Origin of the sequence: Streptomyces sp. NPDC101237, assembly GCF_044767465.1 — a bacterium.
Classification (GTDB): domain Bacteria; phylum Actinomycetota; class Actinomycetes; order Streptomycetales; family Streptomycetaceae; genus Streptomyces; species Streptomyces gramineus.
Window position 1 is genome coordinate 349,600 of record NZ_JBIWNY010000003.1, and the last position, 21,648, is coordinate 371,247.

The window sequence follows — 21,648 nt, forward strand, 5'->3', positions numbered from 1 at the left end:
ACCGGCCGTCGTCGACGGCGGCGTTCAGGCCGTTCCGTATGCTGGCGCCGCGAACCGCACGACGGGGAAGGGGACTTTCGGCGTGCCGCTGCACAAGGACGACCCGAGATCCCTCGGCGGGTACCGGCTGGCCGACCGGCTCGGGGCCGGCGGCATGGGCATCGTCTACTGGGGCCGGTCGCGCTCCGGGCGCGAGGTCGCCGTCAAGGTGGTGCACGCCCACTACGCCGGCAACCCGGTCTTCCGGGCCCGGTTCCGGATGGAGGTCGAGGCCGCCCGCCGGGTCAGCGGCGCCTTCACCGCACCCGTCCTGGACGCCGACCCGGACGCGCGCACACCCTGGATGGCCACCCAGTACGTGCCCGGCCCCTCCCTGGCCGCCCGGATCCGGGCCCAGGGCGCGCTGCGCCCCACCGAACTGCGGCCGCTGGCCCTCGGCCTGGTGGAGGCGCTGCGGGACATCCACCGGGCCGGGGTCGTGCACCGGGACCTGAAACCGGCCAACGTCCTGATGGCCGACGACGGTCCGCGCGTCATCGACTTCGGCATCTCCCGGGCCGCCGAGGACCACCACACCCTCACCGAGACCGGGCAACTGGTCGGCACCCCGCCGTTCATGTCGCCTGAGCAGTTCACCGACGCCCGTACGGTCGGCCCCGCCTCGGACGTCTTCTCGCTCGGCGCGCTGCTGGTGTACTGCGTCACCGGACGCGGCCCCTTCGACGCCGACAGCCCCTATCTGACCGGCTACCGGGTGGTCCACGACGAGCCCGTCCTGGACGGCGTGACCGGCCCGCTGCGCGCGGTCCTGCGAGGCTGCCTGGCCAAGGAGCCCGCCGCCCGGCCCGGACTCGACGAACTGGCCCGGGAGTTCGCGGCGGCGCTGCCGGAACCCGCGCCCGACGAGCCGCACACGACGACCCTGCGGCCGCTCTCCGCGCGGCCCGGCACCGCGCCCTCGCCCGGCGACACCACCGGACCGTTCCCCGGCCGCCGCCCGCGCCGCCGCGCCCCGCGGGTGCTGCTCGCCGCGGCCGCGGCGACCGCCCTGGCCCTCACCGGCTCCTTCCTGCCCGGCCCCTGGAACGCCGACGGCGGGACGCGCACCGGCTCGCCGGCGGCCCCCGGATCCCGCTGGGGCACCCTCCCCGACGGCTGGAAGCCCTGGCAGACGACGGTGTCCGCGACCGCCGAACAAGGTGTCAGGAAGGCCCCGGGCCACGAGGGCGACACCTCGCCCTCCTGCGTCTCGGACGGCTCCTCCGTCTACTGCGGCGGCACCGCCCTGCTCCCCACCCGGGTCGACGCCACCACCGGCCGGACGCTGTGGCGGGCCGGGATCGCGCCCTCGGGCGTCCCGGCCGACCGCTACCTCACCACCGTCCTCGGCGTGGACCACGGCCGGGTCCTGGTCGAACTGCAGATCACCGGCGGCGACGGAGCGGGACAGGCCCAGAGCGTCATGGCGCTCGACGCCGCCGACGGCGCCAGGCTCTGGTCCCGCGCGGTCCGCACCGACAGCCTCGGCTCGGCCTACGCCGACGGGGTGACCCTGACCCAGGAGGGCGACGGCAGCGCCGTCACCGTCCGCTCGGCGCGCGACGGCAGCCTGCGCAGGACCGTGCCGGTGCCCCGGGGCTGGCTCTGCTCGCCGCTGTCGGCCGGGGACTTCCCCTACGTGGACTGCGGCGACCAGACGGACGGCTCGCGGGCCACGAGGTTCTTCGCCGTCGACCCGGCCGACGGCCCGGTGCGCACTCTGGACTCGCCCGCCCAGACCGGCAGTTTCGTCGGCAGGCTCGGCAAGGAGCTGGTCTTCCTTGAATCGGACGACCAGGACGTGAACAACGGCCCCGACCTGATCTACACCCGCATCGTGCGGGCGGACGCGGAGACCGGCAGGCGGTCGGTGACCGAGCTGCCCGAGCACTACCGGGGCGGGCTGCCCACCCTGGCCCGCGGCACGCTCTACCTCGCCACCTCAAGCGGCCTGGTCACCGCCTTCTCCCCGACCACCGGGAAGAAGCTGTGGAACAGCCACACCACCCTGGAGACGCCGGGCCAGGCCTCGGTGGACCCGAGCGGCCGCACGCTCTACATGGCCGGCGCGAGCGGCCGGGTGGCCGCACTGGACACGGCCGGGGGCACGGTCCTGTGGGAGTCCTCGGCCCGCGCGGAGGTGCTGGGCAACAGCGGCCTGCTGCCCACGGTCTGGTTCAACCGCGGCGCCCTGGTCCTGTCGACCTCCGACGGCACCGTCTTCACCCTCGACCCGGCACACCCCGAGCGGAAGCCCGTCTCGGGGTGACGCCGGGCGGTACGGCTACGGCAGCGCCAGCATCCGCTCCAGGGCGAGCTTGGCGAACGCCTCGGTCTCCCGGTCGACCTCGATCCGGTTGACCAGGTTGCCCTCGGCCAGCGACTCCAGGGTCCAGACCAGGTGGGGGAGGTCGATGCGGTTCATGGTGGAGCAGAAGCAGACCGTCCGGTCGAGGAAGACGATCTCCTTGTCCTCGGGGGCGAAACGGTTCGCCAGGCGGCGGACCAGGTTCAGCTCGGTGCCGATCGCCCACTTGGAGCCGGCCGGCGCGGCCTCCAGGGCCTTGATGATGTACTCGGTGGAACCGACGAGGTCCGCGGCGGCCACCACCTCGTGGCGGCACTCCGGGTGGACCAGGACGTTCACGCCCGGGATGCGCTCGCGCACGTCCTGCACCGACTCCAGCGAGAAGCGGCCGTGCACCGAGCAGTGGCCGCGCCACAGGATCATCCTCGCGTCGCGCAACTGCTCGGCCGTCAGGCCGCCGTTCGGCTTGTGCGGGTTGTAGAGCACGCAGTCGTCCAGGGACATCCCCATGTCCCGCACGGCGGTGTTGCGGCCCAGGTGCTGGTCGGGCAGGAACAGCACCTTCTCGCCCTGCTCGAAGGCCCACTCCAGGGCCCGCTGCGCGTTGGACGAGGTGCAGATGGTGCCACCGTGCCTGCCGGTGAACGCCTTGATGTCCGCGGAGGAGTTCATGTACGAGACGGGCACGACCTGGTCGGCGATCCCGGCCTCGGTCAGCACGTCCCAGCACTCCGCGACCTGTTCGGCCGTCGCCATGTCGGCCATCGAGCAGCCGGCGGCCAGGTCGGGCAGGACCACCTTCTGGTCGTCCGAGGTCAGGATGTCGGCGGACTCGGCCATGAAGTGCACACCGCAGAAGACGATGTACTCGGCCTCCGGGCGGGCGGCCGCGTCCCGGGCCAGCTTGAAGGAGTCGCCCGTGACGTCGGCGAACTGGATGACCTCGTCGCGCTGGTAGTGGTGGCCGAGTACGAAGACCTTGTCGCCGAGCTTCTCCTTGGCCGCGCGGGCGCGCGCGACCAGGTCGGGGTCGGACGGCGAGGGCAGGTCGCCGGGGCATTCGACACCCCGCTCGCTCTTCGGGTCGGCCTCGCGGCCGAGCAGCAGCAGGGCGAGCGGGCTCGGCTGTACGTCGAGCTCCGTGGTCTGGGCGGTGGTCACGACACGCACCCTTTCTACTTTTCGTCGTTCTGACGTTATCTATCATAACCGCTTCACGTCACTTTGACGAAGGCCATTGTGTCCATGTGACGTGAATCCCGGCCCCGCGCGGGAGGGTTGCGGGGGAGCGGTGACGGGGTGCCGGCCCGGTGGTGGCGGGGCGGCTGTGGGGTGGCCGACAGACCGCTGCGCGTGACTTCGGGCGTGTGCGAGCATGAAGAAGTAGAGAAAACGCGAGAACGCCGATGCCGGCCCGGAATGAAACAGCGGACCCGCCGGTTGCACTCGTCGGCAAGCAGTCTCCGTACAACCCGGGAGAGATGTAGATGTCCGTATCGGACGAGACCAGCACCGCCACCGACGGCATCATCCTCAGTGACGCCGCCGCGGCCAAGGTGAAGGCCCTGCTCGACCAGGAAGGCCGTGACGACCTCGCGCTGCGCGTCGCCGTCCAGCCCGGCGGCTGCTCCGGCCTGCGCTACCAGCTCTTCTTCGACGAGCGTTCCCTCGACGGGGACGTCGTCAAGGACTTCGGCGGCGTCAAGGTCGTGACCGACCGCATGAGCGCCCCGTACCTGGGCGGCGCGTCGATCGACTTCGTCGACACCATCGAGAAGCAGGGCTTCACGATCGACAACCCGAACGCCACCGGCTCCTGCGCCTGCGGCGACTCCTTCAGCTGAGCCGTCGGCACGGCGAGCGGCACGAAGGCGGCGGTCCCTCCTGGTGAGGGGCCGCCGCCTTCGTCCGTCTCAGCGCACCTGCGGGTCCAGCGGGGTCGCCTTCTCCTTCGCGACCGCCCGGCCGTCCGCGCCGACCACCTTCCGGCCGTCCAGCGGCGCGTGCAGCCGCACCGTCTTGTGGTACTGCTTGGCGATCATGACGCAGACCTTGTCCGGCCAGGGCGTCGCGGTCACCTCGACCGTCACCTGCCGTGCGCTCTCGTCCGCGGTGACCGCGTAGTCGGCGCACACCCCGCCGGTGAAGGCGACGGTCAGATCACTGCCGTCGGCCGTGTAGCCGTCCACCCTCACGTCCTTCGGGGCGCCCGGGGACGAACTCGGCGCCGGTGAGGCGGTGGAGGCCAGGTACGCCGGGTCCACCGCCGGATAGGTGACGGTGTACGGGTCCGCCGCGCCGCGCACCCGGAACAGCCAGGACGGCACCAGCGTCTGCCGGCCGCCGACGGAGTGCGCGGCCAGCCCGAACACCGCGCCCTCGACCACGGCCGAGGAGGCGGACGGCGAGGACGCGGAGCACGGCTGCTCCAGCCGGTCCTTGAGCGGTACGGAGCTCGCGCAGCCGCCGATCCCCATCCGGTGGTCGGACCGCGGCGCCGCGTTCATCAGGCCGAGCGTCCTTGTGGCGCTCAGCACCGGATACGTGTCGCCCTTGACGGGCGTGGCGAGCATGCCGTTGCCGCCGACGACCTCGCCCTTGCCGCCGACGGTGAGCCCGGTCGTCCAGCCGTGGGTGGGCAGCCCGCCCACGACCGGGTCGGCGTTCACCGCCCGCTGGGCGCCCATGACCTGGCTCGCGTCGAGTTTCGCGCCGCCCTGGCCGAGCGCCTCGAGAACCGGTGCGGCGGCCTTCTCGGCGACGGCGACGCTCACCGGCGCCGGGGCCGGTGCCCCCGGGTCCCGGCCGCACACCGGTCCGGCCTTGCAGTTGTCGGTGCCGGGGGCGTAGCGGGTGTACGTCCAGATCCCCGGGGCGTCTTTGTTGACCTGGAGGCTGCCGCCGGAGCCGTCGTGGTCGGTGCCGACCTTCCACACCCGGCCCTCGGCGACCGGCGCGCCCTCGACCCCGAGCGCCTTCGCCAGCGCGGCCACCCTGTCCGCGGGGACCTCGCCGGCCGGCCGGTACACCGCGGCCGAGCCGGGCCCGTCCGGGAGCTTTCCGTCCGCCCGGTAGGTCGTGCCGTAGGGATCGGGTTCGCCCGGCGCGATGCCGTTGCCCGCGGAGGAGTGGCCGTCCAGGGCCAGCGGCGGGGGAGCGGAACCGCCGGACGCGCCCGCCCCCGCTCCGGTCCCGCCGCCGGAACCGCCGCTCGCGGCGACGTAGGCCCCGCCCCCGCCGGCCAGCAGCACGGCGACGGCCACGGAGGCGACGATCAGCGGAGACCGGCGCCGTACGGGACGGCCGGGCTCGTCCCCGGGCCCCTCGCCCGCACCGGAGAGGGCCGTCACCTCGGCGTTGTCGTGGGTCACGTCCTGAGCGGAGGCGTCCTCCGACGCCGGGGCCCTCTCGGAGGTTGCCGGGGTTGCCGGGGTTGCCGGGGTGGTCGCCGGGTCGGCGGCGGCCGGCGACCCGGCGTCGTCCGCGGGCCGGGGGCTCCCGGTGTCGTCCGCGGTGGCGTCCGGGGCCGTCTCCGGTGGCGCCTCCGGGGCGCTCGTTTCCCGCGCGGGACGCGCGGTGGGCTCGGTGGTCTCGGCGCCGGGTGCCCGCGGCGCGTCTGCCGGCTCCCGGGGCTCCACGGGCTCCCCGGTGCCACCCGCGGCCGCGTCCTCGTCGTTCTCGGGTCGCTCGCTCTTCACCGCATCGCTCCTCGCCGCGTGTCGTATCGCGCCTCCCCTTCACGGGGGACGGCGATGGGACGCGGGAGGGGAGCGCGCGGTTCCCCGTGAACGCGCCGGGCGCGTCAGTCCCCGTAGTCGGACATCGCGTCCAGCAGCCTGGCGGACTTCTTCGGCACGGTCACCCCGTGGATGAGCGACGGCGGCACCGGACGGGCGTCGCCGTGCTCGGGAACCGCCCAGTGCGGGGCCATCCGGGCGCAGTCCCCGCGCAGCGACGCGAGGTCGCCGTCGAGGTCGGCCGGAGCGGGAGCCTGGACCTTGAGGTTTGTCATGAACGAACCGTATGCACGCCCGGGGCCGCGAAGAAAGATCTACTATCGGGTAGTTTTGGCACCTTCAGAGCCCCCGGTCGACCCGGTAGCGTTAACTGTCATTCACGCCTCCCCTCAGGAGAGTCCCAGCCGTGCGCATCGCAGTCACCGGCTCCATCGCCACCGACCACCTCATGACCTTCCCCGGCCGCTTCGCCGACCAGCTCGTCGCGGACCAGTTGCACACGGTCTCGCTGTCGTTCCTGGTCGACAACCTGGACGTACGGCGGGGCGGCGTCGGCGCGAACATCGCGTTCGGCATGGGACAGCTCGGCACCCGCCCGGTCCTGGTCGGCGCGGCGGGCTTCGACTTCGACGAATACCGGGCCTGGCTCGACCGGCACGGCGTCGACACGGACTCCGTCCGCATCTCCGAGACCCTGCACACCGCGCGCTTCGTGTGCACGACCGACGCGGACCACAACCAGATCGGCTCCTTCTACACGGGCGCCATGAGCGAGGCCCGGCTGATCGAGCTGAAGACGGTGGCCGACCGGATCGGCGGCCTCGACCTGGTCCTGATCGGCGCGGACGACCCGGAGGGCATGCTCCGCCACACGGAGGAGTGCCGGGCCCGCGCCATCCCCTTCGCCGCCGACTTCTCCCAGCAGATCGCCCGGATGAACGGCGACGAGATCCGGATACTGCTGGACGGCGCCACCTACCTCTTCTCCAACGAGTACGAGAAGGGCCTGATCGAGACCAAGACCGGCTGGAGCGACGAGGAGATCCTCGGCAAGGTCGGCCACCGGGTCACCACGCTGGGCGCCCGCGGGGTGCGCATCGAGCGGGCCGGCGAGGAGGCCATCGAGGTCGGCTGCCCCGACGAGGAGCGCAAGGCGGACCCGACCGGCGTCGGCGACGCGTTCCGCGCCGGGTTCCTGTCCGGGCTCGTTTGGGGTGTCTCGCTGGAGCGGGCGGCCCAGGTGGGCTGCATGCTCGCCACGCTCGTCATCGAGACCGTGGGCACCCAGGAGTACCAGCTGCGCCGCGGCCACTTCATGGAGCGGTTCACCAAGGCGTACGGGGACGAGGCAGCCGAAGAGGTGCGCGGGCACCTGGTCTGACGTCGCCGGACGACGGGCGCGCGCGGGAGCTGGTCGCACGGTTCCCCCGCGCCCCCGACGACGTGCCTCAGCCGACCCGGCGCACCAGGTACGCCGTCCCCTTCTCCGCCGCCTCCTCGCCCACGTACTCCTGGCCCCGCATCTCGCACCACGCCGGGATGTCCAGGCGCGCGGCCTCGTCGTCCGAGAGCACCCGGACCAGGCCCCCCACCGGCACGCTCCCGATGACCTTCGCCAGCTCGATGACCGGGATCGGGCACCGCTTGCCCAGGGAGTCCACGACGACCTCCGCCGCCCCGACGGCCGTCGTCACCGGCGGGGCGTCCAGCTTCTCCCGCACCCCCGCCACCACCCCCGGCAGCACGTCGAGGAAACGGTCGACGTCCGCCTCGGCGGCCCCCGGTGGCAGCGACACCCGCACGTTCCCCTCGCTCAGCACGCCCATCGCCCTGAGCACATGGCTCGGTGTCAGCGTGCTGCTCGTGCAGGAGGATCCGGAGGACACGGAGAAGCCCTCGCGGTCCAGCTCGTGAAGCAGGGTCTCCCCGTCGACATAGAGACAGGAGAAGGTGACGACACCCGGCAGCCGCCGGTCCGGGTCGCCCACCACCTCCACGTCCGGCACCGCCTGCGGCACCCGCGTCCGGATCCGCGCCGTCAGTTCCCGCAGCCGTACCGCCTCCCGCTCGGCCTCCGCCCGCACCGCCCGCAGGGACGCGGCCGCCGCGACGACCGCCGGCAGGTTCTCGAAACCGGGCGACCGGCCCGATTCCCGCTCGTCCGAGGCGCCTTGGGGAGCGAACCGCACCCCCTTGCGCACCACCAGCAGCCCTACCCCGCTCGGCCCGCCCCACTTGTGCGCGCTCGCGGTCAGCAGCGACCAGTCGCCCTCGACGGGTCCCCACCCCAGCGACTGCGCCGCGTCCACCAGCAACGGCACCCCGGCCGCCCGGCACGCCTCGGCGACGGCCGCGACCGGCTGCACGGTGCCCACCTCGTGGTTGGCCGACTGGAGGCAGGCGAGCGCGGTGTCGGACCGCAGGGCGTCCGCGTAGGAGTCGGGGTCCACCGCGCCCGTCCGCCGCACCGGCACCCGGGTCACCGTCCCGCCCTCCGCCTCGAACACCTCGGCCGAATGGAGTACGGAGGAGTGTTCGACGGCTGACACGATCAGGTGACGTCCGGTGCGCCGGCGGCCGGCCAACGCCCCGCCGACGCCGGTGTGGACGGCCCGTGTTCCGGACGGGGTGAACGTCAGTTCGTCCGCCCGGCAGCCGACCGCCTCGGCGGCCGCCTCCCGCGCGGCGTCCAGCAGCATCCGGGCCCTGCGGCCCTCGCGGTAGAGCCGGGAGGGATCGGCCCACCCGTCGTCCAGGGCGGCCAACAGCGCCTGCCGGGCGACGGGATGGAGGGGTGCAGCCGACGCTGCGTCGAAGTAGGACACACGGCAACGTTAAAACGTCCCCGAGTGCGGCGACCCGGGGGTGTCGGGGGCACCCCCGGCCGAAGGCTCGGGGAGGAGCGGCGCGACGAGGCACGTGGCACCCCCACTCGCCACACAAACCGCTACAACCCGAGCTATTGGGCGTGCTTTCCCACCCCTACGGGGTGACCCGCGGCGCGTATGACCCCCTCCCCGCGAACCCCCTAACGGCGTCGGCTAGGGTTTGGTCCGCATAAACATCCAAACCCTGCCCGACGCAGGGCGGCGACCGACCAGCCAGAAGGCCGCAGCCGAACCGCGCGGGCGAGACTCTCGGGAAGGCGCTACGTGAGTCCCAACGGCTCCGACCGCTCGCCGCGGCGCCCGATGCGGCGGAAGCTGCTGCAGGCTATGACCGCGGGCCTGGTCCTGGCATCCGCTACCGGATGCACATACAAGGACTTCCCCCGCCTTGGTATGCCCACCCCCACCACGGAAGAGGCTCCGCGGATCCTCTCCCTGTGGCAGGGCTCCTGGGCCGCCGCGCTCGTCGTCGGCGTGCTGGTGTGGGGTCTGATCATCTGGAGCGCCATCTTCCACCGGCGCAGCCGCACCAAGATCGAGGTGCCGGCCCAGACCCGGTACAACATGCCGATCGAAGCGCTGTACACGGTGGTTCCGCTCATCATCGTCTCGGTGCTGTTCTACTTCACCGCGCGTGACGAGACGAAGCTGCTCAGCCTCACCGACAAGAAGCCCGACGTCACGGTCAACGTGGTCGGCTTCCAGTGGAGCTGGGGCTTCAACTACATCACGCCCGTCGACGGTGTCCCCGGCGACGCGAAGACCGACGCGAACCTGGCCGCCATTCCGGACCGGTTCAAGAAGGAGTTCCCGGCCGCTGCCGGCGGCGTCTACGACGTCGGCACGCCGGGCGTCAAGAACCCGCAGACCGGCAACCCCGGTCCGACGCTCTGGCTCCCCAAGGGCGAGACCGTCCGCTTCGTCCTCACCTCCCGTGACGTCATCCACGACTTCTGGGTGGTGCCGTTCCTGATGAAGATGGACGTCGTCCCGGGCCACACCAACGCCTTCCAGGTGACCCCCAATCAGGAGGGCACCTTCCTCGGCAAGTGCGCCGAGCTCTGCGGCGTCGACCACTCCCGGATGCTGTTCAACGTGAAGGTCGTCTCTCCTGAGCGCTACCAGCAGCACCTCAAGGACCTCGTCAAGAAGGGGCAGACCGGTTACATTCCCGCCGGCATCGCGCAGACGAGCCACGAGAAGAACCGGGAGACGAACAACCTGTGAGCATCCTCAACGAACCCCAGGGTGCCGCGGCTGAAGGCTCGTACGCTGACGAGCTGCCGGTCAGGCGCAAGCAGCCCGGCAATGTCGTGGTGAAGTGGCTGACGACCACCGACCACAAGACCATCGGAACGCTCTATCTGGTCACCTCGTTCGCGTTCTTCCTGATCGGTGGAGTGATGGCGCTGCTCATGCGCGCCGAACTCGCTCGCCCCGGTCTGCAGATCATGTCGAACGAGCAGTTCAACCAGGCGTTCACGATGCACGGCACGATCATGCTGCTGATGTTCGCGACGCCGCTGTTCGCGGGCTTCACCAACTGGATCATGCCGCTCCAGATCGGCGCGCCCGACGTCGCGTTCCCGCGGCTGAACATGTTCGCCTACTGGCTCTACCTGTTCGGCTCGACCATCGCGGTCGGCGGCTTCCTCACCCCGCAGGGCGCGGCCGACTTCGGCTGGTTCGCGTACTCGCCGCTGTCGGACGCGGTCCGCTCGCCGGGCATCGGCGCCGACATGTGGATCATGGGTCTGGCCTTCTCCGGCTTCGGCACCATCCTCGGCGCGGTCAACTTCATCACCACGATCATCTGCATGCGCGCACCGGGCATGACGATGTTCCGCATGCCGATCTTCGTGTGGAACGTGCTGCTGACCGCCGTCCTGGTCCTGCTCGCCTTCCCCGTCCTCGCCGCCGCGCTGTTCGCGCTGGAGGCGGATCGGAAATTCGGGGCACACGTCTTCGACGCGGCCAACGGCGGAGCGCTGCTGTGGCAACACCTCTTCTGGTTCTTCGGACATCCAGAGGTGTACATCATCGCGCTGCCGTTCTTCGGCATCATCTCCGAGGTCATCCCGGTCTTCTCCCGCAAGCCGATGTTCGGCTACATGGGCCTGATCGCGGCGACCATCGCGATCGCCGGTCTGTCCGTGACGGTGTGGGCGCACCACATGTACGTCACCGGCGGTGTGCTGCTGCCGTTCTTCTCCTTCATGACGTTCCTGATCGCGGTCCCGACAGGCGTGAAGTTCTTCAACTGGATCGGCACCATGTGGAAGGGGTCACTGAGTTTCGAGACCCCGATGCTGTGGGCCACCGGCTTCCTGATCACCTTCACCTTCGGTGGTCTGACCGGTGTCATCCTGGCCTCGCCGCCGATGGACTTCCACGTCTCGGACTCGTACTTCGTGGTGGCCCACTTCCACTACGTGGTCTTCGGCACGGTCGTCTTCGCGATGTTCTCCGGCTTCCACTTCTGGTGGCCGAAGATGACGGGCAAGATGCTCGACGAGCGTCTCGGCAAGATCACCTTCTGGACGCTGTTCGTCGGCTTCCACGGCACCTTCCTGGTCCAGCACTGGCTGGGCGCCGAGGGCATGCCGCGCCGGTACGCCGACTACCTGGCGGCCGACGGCTTCACCACGCTGAACACGATCTCCTCGATCAGCTCCTTCCTGCTCGGCCTGTCGATCCTGCCGTTCCTCTACAACGTCTGGAAGACGGCCAAGTACGGCAAGAAGGTCGAGGTCGACGACCCGTGGGGCTACGGCCGCTCGCTGGAGTGGGCGACCTCCTGCCCGCCGCCGCGGCACAACTTCCTCACCCTGCCGCGGATCCGCAGCGAGTCCCCGGCGTTCGACCTGCACCACCCTGAGATCGCCGCCCTGGAGCAGCTGGAGCACGGCCACGCCGCCGCCGCTGTCGCGGGCAGCAAGGAGGCCGGCAAGTGAAGATCCAGGGCCGCATGTTCGTGTGGCTGAGCGTCTTCGTCCTCGCCATGGCGATCGTCTATGGCGTGTGGTCGAAGGAGGCGGCCGGTACCACGGCGCTCTTCATGGCCTTCGGCCTGTGCATCATGATCGGCTTCTACCTGGGCTTCACGGCCTCGCGGGTGGACGCCGGTGCCCAGGACAACAAGGAGGCCGACGTCGCGGACGAGGCCGGCGAGGTGGGCTTCTTCAGCCCGCACAGCTGGCAGCCGCTCGCCCTCGGTGTCGGCGGCGCGCTCGCCTTCCTCGGTGTCGCGGTCGGCTGGTGGCTGCTGTACTTCTCGGCGCCCATCATCATGATCGGCCTCTTCGGCTGGGTGTTCGAGTACTACCGCGGTGAGAACCGCACCCAGTAGGCACGTACCGAACGCACCGGGAGCCCGGATCCTCCGTCAGGAGGGTCCGGGCTCCCGGCGTTGCGGGGGCGGCTCCCGCCTTCGGCGCAGTGGCGTCACCCGTACGGGTCATCCGGCATGCCGGTCCCGAAAACCTCTCATAACGTGACCATATGAGTCAGACTCCGTGCGCCCGCACCGTCGTCAGCTGCGCCCTGCTGGTGACCGCCCTCGGAGCGGGCATCACCGCTTGCGGATCCAGCGGCAACCCACTGTCGGAGAAGCCGCACGACGCGGCGGACCAGATCTCCTTCAACACCCCCACCGGCGCCGGGAAGCGGGCCGATCCCGACAAGCCGCTGGAGGTCGTCGCCAAGAACGACGAGGACCGGATCACGGACGTCACGGCCCAGGACGCCACCGGTCGCGTCGTGGCGGGCGAACTCGACGCCGACGGGCGCCGCTGGCACAGCACCTCCCCGCTGGCCGCCGACGCCCACTACACGGTCCAGGTGAGCACCGAGGACGAGGACGGCGTGCCGGGCCGCAAGACCCTCACCTTCGACACCAGCAAGCCCACCACGCAGCAGCGGCTGAAGGTCACCTTCGGCCCCAAGGCGGGCGAGTACGGCGTGGGCCAGCCCGTCACCGCCCAACTCGACCAGCCCGTCAAGGACAAGGCCCAGCGGGCCGTCGTGGAGCGCGGCCTGCGGGTCGACTCGGTCCCCGCCGTCGAGGGGTCCTGGTACTGGGTGAGCGACAAGGAGCTCCACTACCGGCCCAAGGACTACTGGCCCGCGCACGCCACCCTCCAGGTGCGCAGCAACCTGGACGGCATCAGGATCAGCGACCGCCTGTGGGGCGGCGCGGCCGCGCCCCTGAAGCTCACCACGGGCGACAAGCTCCTCGCCGTCACGGACGCCGGCGCCCACCAGATGACGGTCTACAAGAACGACAAGGAGATCAACCAGATCCCCATCACCACCGGCAAGCCGGGCTTCGAGACCCGCAACGGCGTCAAGGTCGTCCTGGAGAAGCAGTACTTCGTACGCATGCGCGGTTCCACCGTCGGCATCGCCGAGGGCACCTCGGACTCCTACGACCTGCCGGTCTACTACGCCACCCGGGTGACCTGGTCGGGTGAGTACGTGCACGCCGCGCCCTGGTCGGTGGGCTCCCAGGGGTACGCGAACGTCAGCCACGGCTGCACCGGCATGAGCACCTCGAACGCCGAGTGGTTCTTCGACGCCTTCCACCCGGGTGACCTGGTGAAGGTCGTCAACTCCAACGGCGAGGAGATGGAGCACTTCGGCAACGGCTTCGGCGACTGGAACCTGTCCTGGAAGGACTGGCGGGCCGGCAGCGCCCTCACCGGCGGCACCCAGACCACCCAGAACCCCCAGAACGCGGCCCGTCTGCAGCCCGCGTCACTGTGAGGGGCCAGGGGCGCGGGGCGGCGCCCACGTCGCGGCGGCCGCCCCGTGGGCACCGGCGGCCCCCACGGGCCCGCGACCGCGCAGGCACCGCGCCCCGGCCTCCCCTAGGCGCTCTGCAGCCTCCGCTGGCGCAGCAGGGCGGCCAGCGAGGCCGCGAACTCCACCGGGTCCACCGGCAGCGTCACCGCCGCGTCCGCGCGGCTCCAGGTGGCCAGCCAGGCGTCCTGCGGCCGGCCGATCAGCAGCAGCACCGGCGGACAGTTGAACACCTCGTCCTTGATCTGCCGGCACACGCCCATGCCCCCCAGCGGCACGGCCTCGCCGTCCAGCACGCAGACGTCGATGCCGCCCTTGTCCAGTTCGGTGACGACCGCCTGGGGCGTCGCGCACTCCACGAACTCGACGAGGGGCACATCGGGGGCCGGGCGCCGGCCGGCGGCCAGCCGGACCTGCTCGCGGGTGTTGGAGTCGTCGCTGTAGACCAGCACCGTGGCGGTCGGCTGCATTCTTCCTCCGAGGCGTCAGCGTCGTACGGACAGGACCGATGCGCCGGATGCTACTCCCCCGGACACCTCGTCAACACCTGTTGGAACACCGCTTCGATGGGCCATCCGGGCAGTACACACGGTGCGGACACCCCGAACGGCACCCCCCGGAGTGAGCGCGAGATAAGCGACCGACATAATGTCGGTCGTGGCGACAGCAACGACAGTAGAAACCGGGCACGCGCACCCGTCGGTCAATCGGCCGAACCTCACCAGCGTCGGAACCATCATCTGGCTGAGTTCCGAGCTGATGTTCTTCGCGGCCCTCTTCGCGATGTACTTCACCCTGCGATCGGTGACCGGTCCGGATCACTGGAAGGAGATGGCGAGCCATCTCAACATTCCGTTCTCCGCGACCAACACGACGATCCTGGTGCTCTCCTCCCTGACCTGCCAGCTCGGCGTGTTCGCCGCCGAGCGCGGGGACGTGAAGAAGCTCCGGGGCTGGTTCATCATCACCTTCGTGATGGGCGCGATCTTCATCGGCGGTCAGATCTACGAGTACACCAACCTGGTGAAGGAGGACGGCATCTCGCTCTCCTCCGACCCGTACGGCTCGGTGTTCTACCTGACCACTGGCTTCCACGGCATGCACGTGACGGGCGGCCTCATCGCCTTCCTGTTCGTTCTCGGCCGCACCTACGCGGCGAAGCGCTTCACGCACGAGCAGGCGACCGCGGCCATCGTCGTGTCCTACTACTGGCACTTCGTCGATGTCGTCTGGATCGGCCTTTTCGCCACGATCTACCTGATCAAGTAGCCGGGGCCGGCTCCACGCGCTGCACAAGCGCACCACCCAGAAGCATCGACGCAGAAGATCCTGACACCGGGGTAATCCGTGAAAAAGCTCTCCGCACGACGACGCCATCCGCTGGCGGCGGTCGTCGTCCTACTCTTTGCGCTGGCGGCCACTGGGGGGCTGTACGCCGCGTTCGCGCCCGCGGGCCGGGCGCAGGCCGACGAGACCTCCCAGTCCCTGACCATTGAGGAGGGCAAGAAGCTCTACTCGGTCGGCTGTGCCAGCTGCCACGGCACCGGCGGTCAGGGTTCGTCCGACGGCCCCAGCCTGGTCGGCGTGGGCGCCGCCGCGGTCGACTTCCAGGTCGGCACCGGCCGTATGCCGGCCGCCACCTCGCAGGGCCCGCAGGTCGTCAAGAAGAAGAACATCTACAGCCAGGCCCAGATCGACCAGCTCGCGGCGTACATCGCCTCGCTGGGCGCCGGTCCCCAGGTGCCCACCAAGGAGCAGTACGGCCCGGGCGGCGCCGACATCGCCGCCGGCGGCGAGCTGTTCCGCACCAACTGCGCGCAGTGCCACAACTTCGTGGGTGCGGGTGGTGCGCTGACCAAGGGCAAGTTCGCGCCGACCCTGCAGGACGTCGCCCCGAAGCACATCTACGAGGCCATGCAGACGGGCCCGCAGAACATGCCGTCCTTCCCCGACACGACGCTGTCCGAGAAGAACAAGAAGGACATCATCGCGTACCTCGACGCGGTCAACAGCTCCAAGACGACGAACCCCGGCGGTCTCGACCTGGGCGGCCTCGGGCCGGTCAGTGAGGGTCTGTTCGCCTGGATCTTCGGTCTCGGCGCCCTGATCGCCGTCGCCGTCTGGGTCGCCGCTCGGACCGCAAAGGCCAAGAAGTCATGAGTAGCCAAGAGATTCCAGAAGAGAACCTGCCCGCTGGGCAGGGACACGCGCACGGTGCCGTGAGCGTCGCGGACGAGAAGGACCCGTTCGCCGACCCCGGTCTGCCGCCCCACGAGCACCGGATCCAGGACATCGACGAGCGGGCCGCCAAGCGGTCCGAGCGCGTCGTCGCCCTGCTGTTCACGGTGTCGATGCTGGCCACCGTCGGGTTCATCGCGTCCTACGTGACGATCCCGAAGGACAAGTCGATCTTCGTCTTCCCGCTCGGTCACATCAGCGCGCTGAACTTCGCGCTGGGCCTGACCCTCGGTGTGGCGCTGTTCTGCATCGGCGCGGGCGCGGTCCACTGGGCCCGCACCCTGATGTCCGACGTGGAGGTCGCCGACGAGCGGCACCCGATCGAGGCGAGCCCCGAGGTCCGCGCCAAGGTCCACGCGGACTTCAAGCAGGGCGCCAAGGAGTCGGCGCTCGGCCGGCGCAAGCTGATCCGCAACACGATGTTCGGCGCGCTGACCCTGGTCCCGCTCTCCGGTGTCGTGCTGCTGCGCGACCTCGGCCCGCTGCCCGGCACCTCGCTGCGGCACACGGCGTGGTCCAAGGGCAAGCTGCTCGTCAACATGAACACCAACGAGCCGCTGCGTCCCTCCGACGTCGCCGTCGGCTCGCTGACCTTCGCCAAGCCCGAGGGCGTCGAGGAGTCCCAGGAGGACTTCCAGAACGTGATGGCGAAGGCGGCCCTGATGATCATCCGGCTGCAGCCGGACAACATCAAGGACAAGCGCGAGCTGGAGTGGTCCCACGAGGGCATCGTGGCCTACTCGAAGATCTGCACCCACGTGGGCTGTCCGATCTCGCTGTACGAGCAGCAGACCCACCACGTGCTCTGCCCGTGCCACCAGTCCACCTTCGACCTCTCCGACGGTGCCCGAGTGATCTTCGGCCCGGCCGGTCACGCCCTGCCGCAGCTGCGCATCGGTGTGAGCGAGGAGGGCTACCTCCAGGCGCTCGGCGACTTCGAGGAGCCCGTCGGTCCTGCTTTCTGGGAGCGCGGATGAGCACTACGACGAACGACGAGACCCGCGCACGCGGGAAGGCTCCGGCCGGCGAGCGTGTCGCCGACTGGGCCGACGGACGGCTCGGGATCTACTCCCTCGCCAAGTCCAACATGCGCAAGATCTTCCCCGACCACTGGTCGTTCATGCTGGGCGAAGTGTGCATGTACAGCTTCATCATCATCATCCTGACGGGTGTCTATCTGACGCTGTTCTTCCACCCGTCGATGAACGAGGTGACGTACCACGGCAGCTATGTCCCGCTCCAGGGGCAGATGATGTCGGAGGCGTTCAACTCGACCCTGCACATCTCCTTCGACGTGCGCGGTGGCCTGCTCATCCGGCAGATCCACCACTGGGCCGCGCTGATCTTCCTCGCGGGCATGTTCGTGCACATGATGCGCGTGTTCTTCACGGGCGCCTTCCGCAAGCCGCGTGAGATCAACTGGATGTTCGGCTTCCTGCTGTTCGTCCTCGGCATGTTCACCGGCTTCACCGGCTACTCGCTCCCGGACGACCTGCTCTCCGGTACCGGCGTCCGCTTCACCGAGGGCGCCATCCTGTCGACGCCGATCGTCGGCACGTACATCTCGTACTTCCTCTTCGGCGGCGAGTTCCCGGGCCACGACTTCGTGGCGCGGTTCTACTCGATCCACATCCTGCTGCTGCCGGGCATCATGCTCGGCCTGATGGTCGGCCACCTGATCCTGGTCTTCTACCACAAGCACACGCAGTTCGCGGGTCCCGGAAAGACCGAGAAGAACGTCGTCGGCATGCCGCTGCTGCCGGTCTACATGGCCAAGGCCGGAGGCTTCTTCTTCCTGGTCTTCGGTGTCATCGCGGCCATCGCGGCGACCACCCAGATCAACCCGGTGTGGGCCATCGGCCCCTACCGTCCGGACCAGGTGTCCACCGGCGCCCAGCCCGACTGGTACATGGGCTTCGCCGAGGGCCTGATCCGGTACATGCCGGGCTGGGAGATCAACTTCTGGGGCCACACGCTGGTCCTCGGCGTGTTCATCCCGCTCGTCCTGTTCGGACTGGTGCTGGGCGTCATCGCGGTCTACCCGTTCATCGAGTCCTGGGTCACCGGCGACAAGAGCGAGCACCACATCCTGGACCGGCCGCGCAACGCCCCGACCCGTACCGGGTTCGGTGTCGCCTGGGTGACCGTGTACATGATCGGGCTGGTCGGTGGTGGCAACGACCTCATCGCCACCCACTTCCACCTGTCGATCAACGACGTGACCTGGTTCGTCCGGATCTTCTTCTTCGCCGGACCGGTCATCGCGTTCATCGTCACCAAGCGGATCTGCCTCGGCCTGCAGCGCCGGGACCGCGAGAAGGTGCTGCACGGTCGCGAGACCGGCATCATCAAGCGGCTGCCGCACGGTGAGTTCATCGAGGTGCACGAGCCGCTCAGCCAGGAGCAGCTGCACACCCTCACGGCCCACCACCAGTACGAGCCGGCCGAGGTCGGCGCGGGGGTCGACGAGAACGGTGTCGAGCGCAAGATCAAGGGGTCCGAGAAGCTCCGCGCCAAGCTGAGCAGCGCCTACTACGGCGAGGACAGCCAGATCCCGAAGCCCACCGTCGAGGAGTACAAGGAGATCACGAGCGGCCACGGCCACCACTGATCGACCGCGTCGCCACACGACGGCCGAAGGGCCCCCGTCCGGGGTACGGACGGGGGCCCTTCGCCGTGTCCGGAGCTGGATAGGGTAGGCCCCGACGACCCTTTTCCCCGTACGACGATCAGGAGCGGCTCCATGAGCGCTGTGACCCCCGCTGGAGGCGACACCGCGGCGGGCCGTTCCTGGCCCGAGGTGCTGAACGCACTGCTGTACGGCCAGGACCAGAGCGCGGACGCGACGGCCTGGGCGATGGACCAGATCATGCGCGGCCAGGCGACCGACGCCCAGATCGCCGGCTTCGTCGTCGCCCTGCGCGCCAAGGGCGAGACGGTCGACGAGATCAACGGGCTGGTCCGCACGATGTACGCGCACGCCAACGTCATCGACGTGCCCGGCCGCACGGTCGACATCGTCGGCACCGGCGGCGACGGCGCCAAGACGGTGAACATCTCCACGATGTCGGCGCTGGTGGTGGCCGGCACCGGGGCGAAGGTCGTCAAGCACGGCAACCGGGCCGCGTCCTCCGCGTCCGGCGCCTCGGACGTGCTGGAGAAGCTCGGCGTCAACCTCGACCTGACCCCGCGGCGGGTCGCCGAGGTCGCCGAGGAGGCCGGCATCACCTTCTGCTTCGCGGTCAAGTTCCACCCGGCGCTGCGCCACGCCGGCGCGGCCCGCGGCCAGCTGGGCATCCGTACGGTGTTCAACATCCTCGGCCCGCTGACCAACCCCGCGCAGGTGCGGGCCCAGGCGGTCGGCGTGGCGGACCCGCGCATGGCGCCGGTCGTCGCGGGCGTCTTCGCCGAGCGCGGCAACTCCTCGCTGGTCTTCCGCGGCGACGACGGCCTCGACGAGCTGACGACCACCGCCACCTCGCGGGTCTGGATCGTCCGCGACGGCACGGTCACCGAGGAGAGCTTCGACCCGAGGGACGTGGGCATCGGCCTGGTCCCGGTGGAGGCGCTGCGCGGCGGCGACCCGTCGTACAACGCGGAGGTCGCCCGCCGGCTCCTGGACGGCGAGACGGGGCCGGTCCGCGACGCGGTGCTGCTGAACTCGGCGGCGGCGCTGGTGGCCCTGGACCCGGGCACCGGGACGCTGGCCGGGCAGATCCGCGCCGGCATGGACCGGGCCGCGGAGTCGGTCGACTCGGGCGCGGCCAAGCGGGTGCTGGAGCGCTGGGCGGCGGCGACCCACCGGTAGCCCGCCGGCCGGAGATCACGCGCCGGCGCGGCGACCTGCGTTCCGTCATCCGGACAGAGGTTGCGCGCCGGCGATCATCTCCTCTACTTTTCCTCTCAGGTCATGAGTGACAGTCATGAGGCCCCGGCCGACTGTCCGGCAACCCTCCGTCCGTGGCGGGGTGCCCCGGGTGAAGACCAGGCCGTAGGCAGCGAGGTCTGCGGCAAGCGCGGATCCCTCACGCTCGTCCAGCGAGCACGGCCCGGGGATCCTGGTCACCGAGGGAGTCTCCCGTGAGCAAGCGAATGCGCTAGGGCGCCGAGCCCCCCTTCCGCGCACCTGTCCGCATGCCTGTTCCGCCTTCTTCTTTCCTCTCACGGGAGTTCCGCCATGTCCGTCTCCACCGCTGTCTCCACCCCGTCGGTTTGTGCCCCGCTGCCCGTTCTGGGACGTGATGTCACCGTCCCGCTCGTCACCGGCGGCGAAGTCACCTACGCCGCCCTCGACTACGCGGCCAGCGCCCCCGCGCTCCAGCGGGTCTGGGACGACGTGGCGGCGTACGCGCCCTACTACGGCAGCGTCCACCGCGGCGCCGGCTACCTCTCCCAGCTCTCCACGGACCTCTTCGAGAACGCCCGCAGGACCGTCGCGGAGTTCCTCGACTGCCGCCCCGACGACCAGCTGGTCTTCACCCGTTCGACCACGGACTCCCTGAACCTCCTGGCCCGCGCCCTGCCCGCCGACTGCCAGGTCTTCGTCTTCGAGACCGAGCACCACGCGAGCCTGCTGCCCTGGCAGGACGCCCGGGTCAGCTACCTGGACGCCCCGCGCACCCCGGCCCAGGCCGTCCGGACCCTGGAGCGCGCCCTCGCCGCCCGCGATCCCCACGGCCCGGCCCTGGTCTGCGTCACCGGCGCCTCGAACGTCACCGGTGAGCTGTGGCCGGTACGGGAACTGGCGGCCGCGGCGCACGCGCACGGCGCCAGGATCGTGCTGGACGCGGCCCAGCTGGCGCCGCACCACCCGGTGAGCGTGCGCGACCTGGACGTCGACTGGATCGCCTTCTCCGGCCACAAGCTGTACGCGCCGTTCGGCTCCGGCGTCCTGGCCGGCCGCGCCGACTGGCTGCGGGCCGCCGAGCCGTACCTCGCGGGCGGCGGCGCCAGCCGCACGGTGACCCGGCGTGAGGACGGGGGAGTGGCCGTGGAGTGGCACGAGAGCGCCGCCCGCCACGAGGCCGGCTCGCCGAACGTCATCGGGGCCTACTCGATCGCCGCGGCCTGCAAGGCGCTCACCGAGGCGGGCTTCGAGACGCTGGTGGCCCGCGAGCGGCACCTGATCGCCAAGGTCCGCGCGGGCCTCGCGGAGGTCCCCGAGGTCCGCGTGCTGTCCCTCTTCGGCGACGACGCCCCGCGGGTGGGCGTGCTCTCCTTCGTCGTCGAGGGCTGGAACAGCTCCCACTTCGCCGCGGCCCTGTCCGCCGAGTACGGCATCGGTGTCCGCGACGGCCTCTTCTGCGCCCACCCGCTGGTGCGGACCCTGCTGGGTTCCGACCCCGGGACCCAGGGCGAGTGCGGGGCGCCGGAGGCGGCGCCGGGGGAGAAGTCCCTGAACGCGATCCGGGTCAGCTTCGGCGCGGGTACGCCCGACGAGCACGTGGAGCGCTTCGTGACGGCGGTGCGGGAGCTGGTGGCCGACGGTGCGAAGTGGTCGTACCGCACGGAGGACGGCCGCTGCGTCCCGGCGGTCTGATCAGCGCCCCTCGGGGGCGCGGGGAACCGCGCGATCGGCCACGACGGACCCGCGGTGGACCACGGTGCGGGCCGGCGGGGACCGGCCGCGCGGTTCCCC

Annotated in this window: 18 protein-coding genes and 1 riboswitch; of the genes, 13 read left to right on the forward strand and 5 right to left on the reverse strand. The window is 70.6% G+C overall.

Translation table 11 applies throughout. From position 1 onward, the window contains the following. Positions 1-82: 82 nt before the first annotated feature. Positions 83-2,308: a PQQ-binding-like beta-propeller repeat protein gene (locus ACIRQ9_RS07505; protein WP_404168117.1), complete on the forward strand. Its 2,226-nt coding sequence runs from the start codon at positions 83-85 to the stop codon at positions 2,306-2,308. A gap of 15 nt (positions 2,309-2,323) precedes the next feature. Here the strand turns inward: ACIRQ9_RS07505 and nadA are convergent, their stop codons facing one another. Continuing rightward, positions 2,324-3,508, reverse strand: a complete 1,185-nt coding sequence (gene nadA, locus ACIRQ9_RS07510) for a quinolinate synthase NadA (protein ID WP_404168119.1) — start codon at positions 3,506-3,508, stop codon at positions 2,324-2,326. Between the two features lie 326 nt (positions 3,509-3,834). Between nadA and ACIRQ9_RS07515 the strand changes: the two genes are divergently transcribed. Next, entirely contained in the window at positions 3,835-4,191 is a 357-nt protein-coding gene (locus tag ACIRQ9_RS07515; RefSeq protein WP_030951236.1) for an iron-sulfur cluster assembly accessory protein, read from the forward strand. A gap of 69 nt (positions 4,192-4,260) precedes the next feature. Here ACIRQ9_RS07515 and ACIRQ9_RS07520 read toward each other — a convergent pair whose 3' ends face one another. Both ACIRQ9_RS07520 and ACIRQ9_RS07525 read right to left on the reverse strand, forming a co-directional pair. Then, positions 4,261-6,045, reverse strand: a complete 1,785-nt coding sequence (locus ACIRQ9_RS07520) for a hypothetical protein (RefSeq protein ID WP_404168121.1) — start codon at positions 6,043-6,045, stop codon at positions 4,261-4,263. Positions 6,046-6,149: 104 nt separating this feature from the next. Further along, positions 6,150-6,359, reverse strand: a complete 210-nt coding sequence (locus tag ACIRQ9_RS07525) for a hypothetical protein (protein ID WP_404168123.1) — start codon at positions 6,357-6,359, stop codon at positions 6,150-6,152. A gap of 131 nt (positions 6,360-6,490) precedes the next feature. Between ACIRQ9_RS07525 and ACIRQ9_RS07530 the strand changes: the two genes are divergently transcribed. Further along, a complete protein-coding gene (locus tag ACIRQ9_RS07530) occupies positions 6,491-7,465 on the forward strand; it encodes a carbohydrate kinase family protein (RefSeq protein WP_404168125.1) in 975 nt (324 codons plus the stop codon). A gap of 67 nt (positions 7,466-7,532) precedes the next feature. Here ACIRQ9_RS07530 and ACIRQ9_RS07535 read toward each other — a convergent pair whose 3' ends face one another. Then, on the reverse strand, positions 7,533-8,909 hold the full coding sequence (locus ACIRQ9_RS07535; RefSeq protein WP_404168127.1) for a cysteine desulfurase/sulfurtransferase TusA family protein: 1,377 nt from the start codon (positions 8,907-8,909) through the stop codon (positions 7,533-7,535). A gap of 327 nt (positions 8,910-9,236) precedes the next feature. Here ACIRQ9_RS07535 and coxB point away from each other — a divergent pair, with 327 nt between their 5' ends. The 4 genes from coxB to ACIRQ9_RS07555 all read left to right on the forward strand — a co-directional run bounded on the left by coxB (position 9,237) and on the right by ACIRQ9_RS07555 (position 13,736). Beyond that, positions 9,237-10,199 (forward strand): cytochrome c oxidase subunit II, encoded by a 963-nt coding sequence (coxB, locus tag ACIRQ9_RS07540; protein WP_404168129.1) that lies wholly within the window; start codon positions 9,237-9,239, stop codon positions 10,197-10,199. Further along, positions 10,196-11,926: a cytochrome c oxidase subunit I gene (ctaD, locus tag ACIRQ9_RS07545; RefSeq protein WP_351325279.1), complete on the forward strand. Its 1,731-nt coding sequence runs from the start codon at positions 10,196-10,198 to the stop codon at positions 11,924-11,926. Before coxB ends, ctaD begins: the two co-directional genes overlap by 4 nt. Then, positions 11,923-12,321 carry a cytochrome c oxidase subunit 4 gene (locus tag ACIRQ9_RS07550; RefSeq protein WP_046727399.1) on the forward strand — a complete coding sequence of 133 codons (399 nt, stop codon included), beginning with the start codon at positions 11,923-11,925 and terminating at the stop codon, positions 12,319-12,321. Before ctaD ends, ACIRQ9_RS07550 begins: the two co-directional genes overlap by 4 nt. 152 nt (positions 12,322-12,473) lie before the next feature. After that, positions 12,474-13,736, forward strand: a complete 1,263-nt coding sequence (locus ACIRQ9_RS07555) for an Ig-like domain-containing protein (protein ID WP_404168131.1) — start codon at positions 12,474-12,476, stop codon at positions 13,734-13,736. 104 nt (positions 13,737-13,840) lie between these two features. Here ACIRQ9_RS07555 and ACIRQ9_RS07560 read toward each other — a convergent pair whose 3' ends face one another. Beyond that, a complete protein-coding gene (locus ACIRQ9_RS07560) occupies positions 13,841-14,242 on the reverse strand; it encodes a hypothetical protein (RefSeq protein ID WP_363013827.1) in 402 nt (133 codons plus the stop codon). Positions 14,243-14,420: 178 nt separating this feature from the next. Here ACIRQ9_RS07560 and ACIRQ9_RS07565 point away from each other — a divergent pair, with 178 nt between their 5' ends. From ACIRQ9_RS07565 to ACIRQ9_RS07590, 6 genes are all read left to right on the forward strand, one after another. Further along, entirely contained in the window at positions 14,421-15,041 is a 621-nt protein-coding gene (locus tag ACIRQ9_RS07565; RefSeq protein WP_351325272.1) for a heme-copper oxidase subunit III, read from the forward strand. A 78-nt stretch (positions 15,042-15,119) separates the two neighbouring features. Next, entirely contained in the window at positions 15,120-15,932 is an 813-nt protein-coding gene (locus ACIRQ9_RS07570) for a cytochrome c (protein ID WP_404168133.1), read from the forward strand. Next, positions 15,929-16,987: a Rieske 2Fe-2S domain-containing protein gene (locus ACIRQ9_RS07575; RefSeq protein WP_404168135.1), complete on the forward strand. Its 1,059-nt coding sequence runs from the start codon at positions 15,929-15,931 to the stop codon at positions 16,985-16,987. Before ACIRQ9_RS07570 ends, ACIRQ9_RS07575 begins: the two co-directional genes overlap by 4 nt. After that, positions 16,984-18,621, forward strand: a complete 1,638-nt coding sequence (locus ACIRQ9_RS07580; RefSeq protein WP_404168137.1) for a cytochrome bc complex cytochrome b subunit — start codon at positions 16,984-16,986, stop codon at positions 18,619-18,621. The genes ACIRQ9_RS07575 and ACIRQ9_RS07580 overlap by 4 nt, the downstream gene beginning before the upstream one ends. A 132-nt stretch (positions 18,622-18,753) precedes the next feature. After that, complete coding sequence (gene trpD, locus ACIRQ9_RS07585; RefSeq protein ID WP_404168139.1) at positions 18,754-19,818, forward strand: anthranilate phosphoribosyltransferase; 1,065 nt, start codon at positions 18,754-18,756, stop codon at positions 19,816-19,818. A gap of 98 nt (positions 19,819-19,916) precedes the next feature. Beyond that, a riboswitch (SAM riboswitch) is annotated at positions 19,917-20,033 on the forward strand. A gap of 154 nt (positions 20,034-20,187) precedes the next feature. Next, on the forward strand, positions 20,188-21,549 hold the full coding sequence (locus ACIRQ9_RS07590; protein WP_404168141.1) for an aminotransferase class V-fold PLP-dependent enzyme: 1,362 nt from the start codon (positions 20,188-20,190) through the stop codon (positions 21,547-21,549). The last annotated feature ends 99 nt before the right edge of the window (positions 21,550-21,648 follow it).

Bases quoted from the DNA above. Each gene is read 5' to 3' on its own strand.
- ACIRQ9_RS07555 (WP_404168131.1), top strand. From the start codon at position 12,474: ATGAGTCAGACTCCGTGCGCCCGCACCGTCGTCAGCTGCGCCCTGCTG.
- ACIRQ9_RS07525 (WP_404168123.1), bottom strand. From the start codon at position 6,359: ATGACAAACCTCAAGGTCCAGGCTCCCGCTCCGGCCGACCTCGACGGC.
- ACIRQ9_RS07580 (WP_404168137.1), top strand. From the start codon at position 16,984: ATGAGCACTACGACGAACGACGAGACCCGCGCACGCGGGAAGGCTCCG.
- ACIRQ9_RS07560 (WP_363013827.1), bottom strand. From the start codon at position 14,242: ATGCAGCCGACCGCCACGGTGCTGGTCTACAGCGACGACTCCAACACC.
- ACIRQ9_RS07565 (WP_351325272.1), top strand. From the start codon at position 14,421: ATGTCGGTCGTGGCGACAGCAACGACAGTAGAAACCGGGCACGCGCAC.
- ACIRQ9_RS07590 (WP_404168141.1), top strand. From the start codon at position 20,188: ATGTCCGTCTCCACCGCTGTCTCCACCCCGTCGGTTTGTGCCCCGCTG.
- ACIRQ9_RS07515 (WP_030951236.1), top strand. From the start codon at position 3,835: ATGTCCGTATCGGACGAGACCAGCACCGCCACCGACGGCATCATCCTC.
- trpD (WP_404168139.1), top strand. From the start codon at position 18,754: ATGAGCGCTGTGACCCCCGCTGGAGGCGACACCGCGGCGGGCCGTTCC.
- ACIRQ9_RS07575 (WP_404168135.1), top strand. From the start codon at position 15,929: ATGAGTAGCCAAGAGATTCCAGAAGAGAACCTGCCCGCTGGGCAGGGA.